We start from the raw sequence: 8167 nt of genomic DNA, 5'->3' as shown, positions 1-8167 counted from the left end.
GGCCCGCGGGGCGGGGGCGGGGGGTGCGGGCGAGGGGGGGCGGGGGGGTGGGGGGGCGTGCGGGGGGTCGGCCGCGCCGACCCCCCCCACGGCGGTTCGCGGGGGCCCGGGAACCACCGGCCGCGACATACGGGCCCGTCCCGGCCGCTCGCCTGCCGTCGCCGACCCCGTCAGTCCCCCAGGACCGCCCGGCGGGCGCCCTCGGGCCAGACGACCGTCGTCGGGACGCCGTGCCGCCGCGCCCAGTCGACGGTCCGGTCCGTCGACGCCGCGTGACAGCCGGGCTCGCCGTCCCACACCGCCACGAGCCGCTGCACCCGGCGCACCAGTTCCCGGTTGGCCGCCAGGTAGGCGGCGGTGCTCGAGCGGTCGTAGCCGGTGTGCACGACCGCCGCCGCCCGGGCCAGCAGCTCGTCGAAGGCCGGCCGGTTCTCATGGCCGATCGCGGCGGTCCGGTAGTCGCGGGCCGGCAGGACCACCTCGTACGTGCCGCCCATGTCCAGGATCGTGCGCACGAAGACCTGGTCCGCGCCGGCCGCCAGGCAGGTGACGCCGTGCACCGGCCGGTCGCTGATCCGGCGCAGCTCGACGCGGAGCGCGTCGGCGACGAGCAGCTCGGTGTCGTGGGTCAGGTTGATGTGCCCGGTGATGCCGACGCGCACCGGTGCGGGATCAGCCGGCATCTCCCGGTCCTCTTCGTTGCGCGGGCACGGCGGGCGCCAGCCGGATCAGCTCGAACCCACTGTCGGACAGCACGTCGGGCAGCGCCCGGATCTCCTCGCGGTTCTGCTCCTGGACGGCGGGGGGCAGCTCGGCCCACGGCCGCAGGGCGGGATGGCGCCGCCGGACGTCGTCACGGGGTTCGCCATAGGTCCAGCCCTCCCCGCGCCGCTCCCGGCACCACCGTTCGTGCTCCAGACGGGCGAGTTCCTCGATCCGGTCGTCGATGACCTGCCCGGCGGCGGAAGCGTAACCGGTGCCGCCGCGCCGGGGCGCCACGACGCACCCGAGGCTCAACAGCTTCGCGGCGATGTCCTGGACGTGGGCCCGGTTGGCCCGCCGCAGCGACTCGGGCAGCCGCGACCAGTCCACCATCGCGGGCGCGTCACCGGGGCGTACCCCGGCGCACTGCTGGGCCTGGAGGTAGCGCTCGTGGATCAGCCGGGCCAGCCGCTCGGTGAGGTCCTCGGCGATCAACCGGGCGTCGCACGCGCGGGTCAGCACCGGATAGAGCCGCAGCTTGCCGTGCACCTCGTCGAGCAGGTCGTGGCGGGAGTCGCCGTGGAAGGCGGCGGCCAGCGCCGCCTGCTGGTAGACCGGCACGAAGACCGCGCTCTCGGCGCTCTGCCAGAGCACGGGCGTGTCCAGCACGAACTGCAGGCCGCTGGTCTCCTCCGGCGCGCAGACGTAGATGCGGTCGTAGCGGTCGCGGGCGAGCCGGTCGAACCCGACGAGGCCGTCGAGATCCAGGTCGTACGCGGTGAGCTGGCAGTCGGTGGTCAGGAACGGGTAGCGGGACGCGGCGACGGCGAGTTCGGCGCCGGCGTCCGGGGCCGCCAGGTCCACCTGCAGGGGTGGCACGACGTGGCCGGGAGGGGGGTCGGCGCGGCGCGCCCGCCAGTGTCGGGCGGTCTCCACCAACAGGGCCCGGCGGAAGGCGCCGCTGCCGGCGATGAGGACCTTGGTGGGTCGGCCGGCCTCGTGCGGCAGCGGGTGGTGCCGGTGCAGCGCGCGGGCGGCGACGTCGTCGACGTGGAAGTAGTCCAGCCGCAGCCGGCTGGATCCGGCGGCGCCGAGTCGTCGGGCCTGCAGCGACAGGCACATCTCGGAGTCGTGGACCAGGACGTAGACCCGAGGCGGTTGCCGTCGGTCCTGCACGAGGCGGCTGGCGGTGTTGGCGATCGCGTGGTTGCGGTCGTCGTCCTCGCTGCAGGCGTAGATGGTGTGGGCCCGGGACAGGCCGGCGCCGCGCAGCACCTGGGGGTTGGCCGGGTCGCCGATGACGCCGAGGTACCGGCGCAGGCGGTATTCCAGCGGCCCGAACGGTTCGGAGCGGACCACGACCACGCGTTCGCCGTCGGCGAAGAGCCGGTCGGCGAGCATGTGGGCGAACGGGGAGTCGCCGCAGACCAGGACGTGGCCGCGGGCGTGGCGGGCCCGCAGGCGGCGGCTCTCGGCGGCCAGCAGCAGCCGGCTGGCCTCGGCCACCGCGAGGAGGGTGAACAGCGGGGCGGCGAACCGGGCGACCTGCAGCTGCCACGGGTAGGGGCCGGCGTTCTGGAAGGGCTCGGCGCCGAAGACGAATAGCTGCAGGTCGTAGTAGAGCACGTCGTACCGGTCGTGTGCGGTGCCTGGCCGGGCCTCGAGCAGTCGGTCGAAGCCGATGTAGCCGAGGACGAAGGCGGCCAGTCCGATGACTCCGAACACGGCTCGGAGCCACCATTCGACCAGGTGGCGCGGGGCGGCGGCCGCGTCTGTCATGGCCCTCATGGTATTTGACGAGGTCGATCGAGCCGGTGCTCGGCGCGCCCTCGGACGGTCGGTGCGGGCTGTCGCCGACGGGCCGGAGCGACGGCCCGCGTACGGTCCGGGCGGGCCTGCTCAGCGGCGACGGCAGCGCCGCCCGGGTCGCCGGCCGTCGCGGCGGTGCCCGCCGCCGGGCGCGCGACGGTGGTGCCCCGCCGGCGCGGTCACGGGAAGTCGTCGGGTGCGGTGTCGGGCAGCGCGGCCAGCAGTTGCCCGGCCAGCCGGCGCACGGTGCCGTCGTCCTCCTGGCGGGCGAGCCGCCCGAGCACGGCCCGGGTCTGGCCGTCCCTGCTGTAGTGGCGGGTCAGTCCCAGCAGCGCGGTACGGCGGATCTCCCAGTCCTCGTCGTCGGCGAGCCGCAGCAGCAGCTCCTGCACTCCCACCCGGCCGGCCAGCGTGGCCCCGAGCTGCTCCACGGCGCGGCGCCGGACCTCGAGGTCCGGGTCGTCCCGGACCAGCCCCACCAGCAGCACCCGGACCTCCGGGTCGGCGCCGAAGTGCGCGCCGAGCGCGGCGGCGATGCGGGCGCGGATCGCCGGGTCCTGGTCCGCCAGGCGGCGCAGGAGCCGCAGCGTCACCGTCATGGATGCCGAGCCGCGCTCGGTGAGGCAGCACACCGCCGCGTCGAAGACGGTGGGATCGGTGTCCGAGTCGACGCACTCCAGCAGCACGTCGGTCACCACGTCGGGGTCCCCGTGCGCGCAGAGGGTCTGCACGGCGGCCAGCCGGATGCCGACGTAGCTGTCCCGGCGGGCCCGCCGGCACAGCGTCTCCGTCAGGGCGTCGCGGTCGCCGTGGTGGGCGAGCGCCTGGGCCGCCGCGCGCAGCACGTTCGGGTCGGGGTCGCGGCTGACCTGCTCGGCCAGGCACTCGAGCACCTCGGGGTCGGGTGGGTCGGCGAGGCGGGTGAGGCGGAGGGTGACCCGTAACCGGACGATCGCGTCGCGCTCCTGGGAGGCGCGGCTGATGAGCAGGTCGCGGGTGGCGTGGCCGAGCAGCGGCCGGCCGGTGAGCAGGTCGACGGCGGCGAGTCGGACGCTGGCGGTGGGGTCGCGGTCGGCCTTCTCCAGCAGCAGTTCCCCGGTGCGCAGGTCCGGGTAGGCCTCGGCCAGCGCGCGTACCGCGGCGAGGCGCACCGTCGCGTCGTCGTCGGTGCGGGCCGCGTGCGCCACCACCGTCCACGCGGTGTCGTCGGCGCGGTCCCGGTCGATCAGGGCGGTGACGGCGGCGGCACGCACGGCGGCGTCCTCGTCCTGCTCGACCTGATCGATCAGGCGGGCCCGGCAGCGCCCCTCGGGGTCGGGTACGAGCGCCAGCCGCTGCACGGCGACCGCGCGCAGCCGCGCGGAGGCGTCCGAGCCGGCCAGCTTCAGCAGGAGTTCGGTGCTCTCCGGGCTGGGCCGCCCGGGCAGCAGCTCGGTCACCACGCAGCGCCGCACCTCGTCCGGGGCGTCGCCGGTGACCCGCTGCAGCGCGCGGGTGCGGGCGGTCTCGGCGTGTTCCGGCATGGCGATCAGGCATCGCAGCGCGCACTTCACCACGCCGGGGTCGGTGTCGGTGGCCAGTAGCCGCTGCAGCGTGTCGGGGGCGTCCGGCAGCTCGGCGCAGCGGGTGCTGAGCACCGCGGCGGCGGCTCGCCGGACGGCGGCGGCGGGGTCGTCGGCGGCCTCGGCCAGCACCTGGCGGGCGTCCTCGGGCAGGTCGGTCCGGCCGGCGAGGGACTGCACCGCCAGCGCGCGCACCGCGAGGTCGGGTGAGCGCGAGAGGTCGCGCAGCACGTCGACGTGGTCGGGGTCGGTGCCGGTGCCGAAGTGCGCGACCAGGGCCCGCACGGCGGCCTGCCGCACGGCGGTGGAGACCTCGGCCTGCGCCTGGGCGAGCAGGAGGTCGCGGCATCGGCGGCGGCTGCGGCCGGGGGTGTCGACCCGGCCGGCGGTCTCGGCCAGCCCCGCCACCAGGGTGAGGTGGGCCTGCCGCTCGCGGCCCTGCCCGAGTTCGCGGACCAGTAGTTCCTCGAGTTGCTCCTCCGGGGTGGAGAGCACCGCGGCGATGCGGGTGGCGAAGGTGGAGCCGGAGCGCCAGCTCGTCCGCACGCCGCGACGGCGGTACCAGTGCAGGAAGGTCTCGCGGCCGGGCCAGCTCGGGCCGAGCGCCCGGATCGAGGGCAGCAGCTCCTGCTCGGTGAGCTCCACCAGGTTGGGGTCGTCGGCGGAGATGCCGTGTTCGACCAGCCGGACGATCTGGCGCAGCACCGCGTCGCCCGCGCCGGCGAGCTCGGCGGGTTGCGGCGCCTCCGCCACGCACTGCGCGGCCAGCACCAGGTTCCACGGTGGGCCGGCCAGGTTCAGCGGCGGCCAGGGCTGGTTGGCCTCGACGGCGAGCAGGGCGACCAGGTCGTTGGCGGTCTGGGCGGGCAGGGCGCTGGCGACCAGGCGGAGCACCTCGCGCCAGGACGGGTCGGCCCAGTGCTCCCGGAACAGCGCGCGCAGCTTGTCGAGGCCCCAGGCGTCCGGATCATGCTCGAACCTGTCCACGATCTCCTCTGCGCAGAAGAACTCCAGGAACGTGCGGTGCACGAACCCGAACAGCCGCAGTCCGTACCGTTCCAGGATGAAGCTTCGCTGTCGCAATTTGTCGATCATCGAGTAGGCCATCGCGAGCGCCCGCTCGTTCTCGAAACCGTAGAACGCGACGAGGTGGTCCCGGAAGACGCGCGCCAACTCGTCGGACTCGATGTAGTTGCCGGCCGGACCGGACTCCCGGAACTGCATCCAGTACGCGAGGTGGCGCACCAGCCGGCGCTTCGCCTGCAGGTCCAGCACCGGCACGTCGCCGTGGCTCTCCCGCAGCTGCTTGGTCACGTCCCACTCGGAGATCAGGACGTCGGTGACGTGCGCGTAGAGCCGGTGCCGGTTGCGGGGCAGCGGATGACCCCGGCCGACGATCGCCATGAGCATCAGCAACAGGGGGTTGCCGGCGATCTCGTGCATCGCTCGGGACCTGCGCACCACGTCGAGGATCTGTCGCCGCTGCCGGTCGGCCTCGACGGCCGGTGTGGGCATCACGTAGCGGTACCAGTTGCCGAGGAACTGGGCGATGCGCTCGTCGTCGAGATCCTCCAGGGTGAAGTGGTCGAAGCCCGCGTTGGCGAAGGTGTGCCGCAGGTATCCGGCCGCCCGGGACGTGACCATCGTCCGCACGCCCGGGTACTCGCCGGCGAACGTGGCGATCTGCGCGGCCACCTCCTCGCGCTGGGCGGGGTCGAACACCTCGTCCAGGCCGTCGAACAGGAACAGCGCCTGGCCGCCCTGACGCAGGTAGGCCTCCAGCAGCCCCTGGTCGATTCCGGCCAGCCCCTGCTGGTGGCGGTGGCCCACGTAGTCCAGCAGGCCGTCGCACCGCCCGTCGCCGCAGTGCGCGGCGTAGGAGCGCAGCTCGACGAGCACGGGCAGGTGCCGCTCCAACGCCGCCAGCCGGGGCTCGACGCAGACCCCGGCCAGCGCCAGCGCCAGGTAGCGGGCGGCGGCCGACTTGCCGGAGCCGGGGTCGCCGAGCAGCACGATCGCCCGCCGGGCGGGGTCGCACACCACGTCGAACAGGGCCAGCGCGTCCTTGGCCGCGTATTCCTCCCAGAGCCGCTCGACCTCCTCCGGGTCGACCACCCCGGGCAGCCCGCCGGCGTCCGCGTCGGTCGTCGAGCTGGCCCAGCGCCACCAGGCAAGTGGCATCTCGGGCCGGGTGTCCTCGTGCACGCGGGGCTCCACGAACATCTTCGGCAACCCGACGGTCAGATATCCGATGGTGGGGCGGGGCGAGACCGCTTCCAGCGCGACGGCCTGGTATCTGAGTGCCAACTGTTTGTGGTACTGGCTGCGGACGGCCTCCGGCAGATGGGTGTCCGGATCGGCGGGCTCGCGTGCCGGGGACCGGCCGCTGCGCACCTCGGCCAGCGCCATGGTCACCTTGGCGGAGAGGTCGTCCACGCCGGAGAAGAAGGCGCAGAGGTGGCGCTCCTTGAGCTCCCGGCGCAGCGCGAGGATCTGCTGCCAGTCGGCGTCCCGGTCGATCATGTCGACCGGCCACGGGGTGTCCTCCGCGAGCAGGAAGATCAGGCAGGGTTTTCCGGCCGCGAGCGCCTCGCGGTATTCCAGCTCGGTGATGGAGGATTCCTGGCCGGGCGGCCGGAACCCGTATCGCCAGGCGAAGAGCCCCACGTAGAGGTCACAGCGGCGCACGTCGGCCAGGCAGCGTTCCAGCGGGGGCCGGATGTCGGCCCCGTACGCCTCCATGGCGACGTCCTCGATTTCCAGACGACGTGCCACGACGTGCACGGCAGCACGATATTCCAGCAGGTCCTTTTGGGTGGCCGAAATGTATACCTTCATGAACGGCAAACTCCAGGGGGTGGCTGGCGACCGCACCAATGAAAATATCAGCCACCGTCACATCTCCACTGGCCCGTGAACGCCCGCAACCCCCGTCACGCATGGGATTCCCGCGAACCGTGGGCTTATGATGTCCGCAGGGCAGATCGGAATCCGGTCGGACCGAATCCGGTGCTCGCGAGGAGTGTGGATAATTCCGCACGGACCCGTGTCGGTGCGGGTCACGGCGGTGGACGTCAATCACCATGGGACCGCGTTCCGCGAGGCGACCGCGGACTGGTGCCGGCGATGCGGAGGAAGCCATGCTCACGGTGGGTGAGGTGCACACCAGCCTGCTGCAGCACAGCACGGCGCTGGCCCAGGAGCAGAGTGCCGAGGTGCTCAGCCTCGTCGAGGGCGAGGTCGTGCTGACCTCCCGGCGCCCCTCGCTCTACGCGGTGTCGCCCGACGTCCGCACCGGCGTGGACTGCTGGCTGCCCAGCGCCAGGAAGCGCCAGCTCCGTGGGGTGGGTGCGGTGGTCACCCGGGCCATCGTCACCGGTGGCCGGATCGTGCAGGCGTCCTCGGTCATCCAGGTCGTCGCCGGGGAGCGCCGCCGGCCCTGGTCGCACTATCTGGCCAATCCCGGCGTGCTCGAGACGGTCGGCAAGCTGGACGCCGCGGACCTCAGCGCGGGCTTCCTGCGCGGCAACAACGCGGACGTGCTGAACCTGGAGGCGATCACCGGCCGGGTGCTCGACGGCGTGCAGATGTCCGACCTGCTGGACCGGCACCCACCACTGCGCGCGGCGCGCACCCGGCTGCGCTGGACCGCGCAGGTGGACCAGCAGCGGGACGTCTCGGCGGTGGTCACCGTGGACTCCCCCACGCTGCGCACGGTCGAACTCGTGGTCGGCCCGCAGGACGTGCCGGCCGCCGTGGCCGGCCTCTGCGAGGACCTGGCGCTGCACGACTGGCTGCTGACCATGCTGTCGTCCCTGGTGGAGGCCGCGGTCACCCGGCCGGCCTCCGGGCAGGAGCACATCGAGCGGCTGCGCCCGGTGCTGGAGCACCTGCTGCACCTCTGGCTGCCCGGCGCCCGGGTCCACCCGCGGCTGCGGCCCGTCTGGGACCGTCTGGAGCAGGTGCCCGGATTCAGCCGGCAGTGGAAGTCGTCGGTGAACTGGATCCGGGACCAGATCAGCGTGAACAACATGGCCCTGCTGCGCGACCTCGCCGACCGGGTGTCGGTGCGGCAGCCGTGCGGGCGCTGACTC

Annotated in this window: 4 protein-coding genes; 1 reads left to right on the top strand and 3 read right to left on the bottom strand. The window is 73.7% G+C overall.

Features of this window, described 5'->3' with window-relative positions; all coding sequences use genetic code 11:
• Nucleotides 1–170: 170 nt before the first annotated feature.
• From ACWENR_RS17160 to ACWENR_RS17150, 3 genes are all read right to left on the bottom strand, one after another.
• A complete protein-coding gene (locus tag ACWENR_RS17160; RefSeq protein WP_452277967.1) occupies nt 171–683 on the bottom strand; it encodes a hypothetical protein in 513 nt (170 codons plus the stop codon).
• Entirely contained in the window at nt 673–2481 is a 1809-nt protein-coding gene (locus ACWENR_RS17155; protein WP_452277966.1) for a RyR domain-containing protein, read from the bottom strand. Before ACWENR_RS17155 ends, ACWENR_RS17160 begins: the two co-directional genes overlap by 11 nt.
• Before the next feature lie 209 nt (nt 2482–2690).
• Nucleotides 2691–6911, bottom strand: coding sequence for a HEAT repeat domain-containing protein (locus ACWENR_RS17150; RefSeq protein ID WP_452277965.1), 4221 nt, complete (start codon nt 6909–6911; stop codon nt 2691–2693).
• Nucleotides 6912–7213: 302 nt separating this feature from the next.
• On the opposite strand from ACWENR_RS17150, the gene ACWENR_RS17145 reads away from it, so the two are divergent.
• Nucleotides 7214–8164, top strand: coding sequence for an SCO2521 family protein (locus ACWENR_RS17145; protein WP_452277964.1), 951 nt, complete (start codon nt 7214–7216; stop codon nt 8162–8164).
• Nucleotides 8165–8167 lie beyond the last annotated feature (3 nt).

This window comes from Micromonospora sp. NPDC004336 (genome assembly GCF_053602615.1).
This window is presented reverse-complemented; position numbering and strand designations above follow the sequence as displayed.

Bases quoted from the DNA above. Each gene is read 5' to 3' on its own strand.
- ACWENR_RS17160 (WP_452277967.1), bottom strand. From the start codon at position 683: ATGCCGGCTGATCCCGCACCGGTGCGCGTCGGCATCACCGGGCACATC.
- ACWENR_RS17155 (WP_452277966.1), bottom strand. From the start codon at position 2,481: ATGACAGACGCGGCCGCCGCCCCGCGCCACCTGGTCGAATGGTGGCTC.
- ACWENR_RS17150 (WP_452277965.1), bottom strand. From the start codon at position 6,911: ATGAAGGTATACATTTCGGCCACCCAAAAGGACCTGCTGGAATATCGT.
- ACWENR_RS17145 (WP_452277964.1), top strand. From the start codon at position 7,214: ATGCTCACGGTGGGTGAGGTGCACACCAGCCTGCTGCAGCACAGCACG.